Here is a 2,593-nt window from a genome sequence, read left to right as displayed (position 1 = left end):
TAAGAAGTACTCCTCCAGTCTTTTTATGGTTTGTGGTCAACTACCATTATACAAGATTTGGGGAGGTACTTCTTTTTTTATCTCTTAAACCCCTTGATACACAAGGGCTAAGAATTATGAAATTCATACAACTATATAAATAGCATACCAAACCGAATAGTGATTGGTATTCTATTTATATAGTTGATATACCAGTGTTTACTTACAAATGACATCACTTTTAACATTGTAGCACACAAATTAACAGCTACTAATAGATGTTAGTAGGTGACTAATTGCTATGTATTTTCATTGCTAACTGGGAGACTATTTGTAAATCAAGATTTGGAAATTTTAGGATGAATCTGAATATATGTTATATTATAGTTATAAAGTTTTGTGAAATTATGTACTTAAACTAACTAACAGTTTAGTTTAACAAGCTAAGTATCGGTGTTTGTCAAGATAATTGTCGTATTTTCCTTGTTTACTAGTGTATATAATTAATTCATTATCTACCGCGCTTCGCTTGGTGGCCTTCTCAAAAAAATACAGAATACATTCTATTCTTTTTTGAGAAGGGCAAAGGGGCAATTTTGAGTTGAGGATAAATTTTATACTTCAACTTTCGCGTTCTTCCTTCATTGGATTTAATGCTACTGATTTATGCGGATCCCAATTTCTCGTCGAACGTGACCAACGTTCTGGATGCTGTTGTTTCGCTTGTTCATACACTTCCTTTCGTTTATTGAGCACATCTATATAGACCCCTGTATGGCACTGTTCTGGAGTCACAAAGTTTATTCCGCTGTGTAGGTGGATACAGTTGTACCAATGGACAAATTTAAGCGCCCATTCTCGTGCTATTTCTTTTGTTTCAAAACAGTTGTATGGGTATTCAGGGCGATATTTTAATGTCCTAAACGTTGCTTCGGAATAAGGATTATCATTACTTACACGTGGCCTTGAATACGAACTTTGGATTCCTAATTTTTCAAGTAAAACCTGAAAAGTTGCTGCCTTCATTGGGCTTCCATTATCAGAATGAAGGACAAGAGGCTTCCCTTGAATTTTTTCACTAAGCACGGCTCTCTTTATCAATTCCTCCGCATACTTAGCTTCCTCTGATTCCCAAATTTCCCAACCAACTATCTTTCTACTAAATAAATCTATTATCATATAGAGCCTGTAATACAAACCCTTTACTGGCCCCTTTAACCAGGTAATATCCCAGGTCCCAACTTGATTAGGTTCTTTAGCTAGATGGCTTTCTGGAATTCTCCGTTCCGGCTTTTTACCTCTTCCTCTATGGTTTTGCATCTTTTGTTCACGTAGCACACGATAAAAACTAGATTCAGAGGCAATATAAACGCTTTGGTCAGCCAACTTCGGCACAATTTGAGTAGGAGGTAAATCAGCGAATTCTTCCTGCTTAACAACTTCTACAATCTTTTCTTTCTCTTCTTTCGTTAGCTTGTTTTTTGGTTCCGGTCGTATCGCATGGGGGCGCTGATCCTCTTTAATTCCTCCCCCTGAAACCCAGCGTTCATAGGTGCGTACACTTATGTTCAATTCTTTGCACGCAAGGGCTAATCGCGCACCATTCTGATTAGCTTCTTGGATGAGTTCAACTGCTAGTGCGCGATCTGACGGGCTGATCATTCGTCCTCTTGGTCCCCCCAGATCGCTTGGGCCTTTTTTCTTAATAATAATAAAGCTGCAGCCTCTGCCAACGCTTTCTCTTTTTTATGCAAATCATTTTCTAATGTTTTTGCTCGTTTTTTCTCCTCTTTTAATTCTTGATTCAATTGCTTTGTTTGATTAGATTGCTTGCCATTTGCGTTAAGGCAAGTATCACGCCATGCTTCAATTTGTTCTTTATAAAGACCCTTTTTTCTACAATACTCCGCTAACTCTGCACCATTCAGTGAATATGTTTCCATCACAACCAGAAACTTATCTTCACTGCTCCATTGTTCAGAATTTTGACCGTCTCCAGGTGTGGGATTTCCAGCTAATCTTGTTTCCTTTCTCCACTTGTAAAGTGTAGGTTCAGTAATACCCAACTCATCACTTAATCGGCCTACAGATTCATTATTAGGGGGCATCATTCTCTTAACGATTGCAGCTTTTTCTTCATTAGAATATCGTTTGCCATTATTATTTTTCATGTCGATCAACCTCCGTGTATTTATTTAAACTATACACTAAAGTTCCCGACGACATCTATCCTAACAGAGGGGGTTATTTAAGAAAAGAAAGTTACCAAAAAAAATATTCTATGTGAAATGTTATACCTAAAGAAACGGGGGCAATAGTTAAAACAAGCTGATCTTAATAGGGTCACTTTTTTTGATGAAAAGATTTGGGTTTACAGAACGTTATCCTTTACCAGGGTATACCCATAAAGGGCTGGAATATTATAGTCTCAATGGAATTTATCTCTTTTGATTCAAGTAATAAGTGTCTATGTTGGTTTTAAAGTAATGTAAGCCCGAACTAAGAAATTTTATAATAGAAGCAACTAAAATTAAAAACAGAAACGCCAAATAACCGTGAATCTGAGATGTTTTAAACAGATTTACGGTTATTTTATTTTTTTGCACATGTTGCT

1 pseudogene is annotated in these 2,593 nt (G+C 36.6%); it reads right to left on the bottom strand.

Going from position 1 to position 2,593, the window contains the following annotated elements:
* Nucleotides 1-600: 600 nt before the first annotated feature.
* Nucleotides 601-2,150 (bottom strand): annotated as a pseudogene (locus AAIB49_RS19720) (IS3 family transposase).
* Between the last annotated feature and the right edge of the window lie 443 nt (nucleotides 2,151-2,593).

Source organism: Ornithinibacillus proteolyticus, assembly GCF_039581225.1.
Lineage (GTDB): Bacteria > Bacillota > Bacilli > Bacillales > Amphibacillaceae > Ornithinibacillus > Ornithinibacillus massiliensis.
The sequence above is the reverse complement of the archived record's forward strand: the minus strand, read 5'-3'. Positions and strand labels throughout refer to the sequence as shown.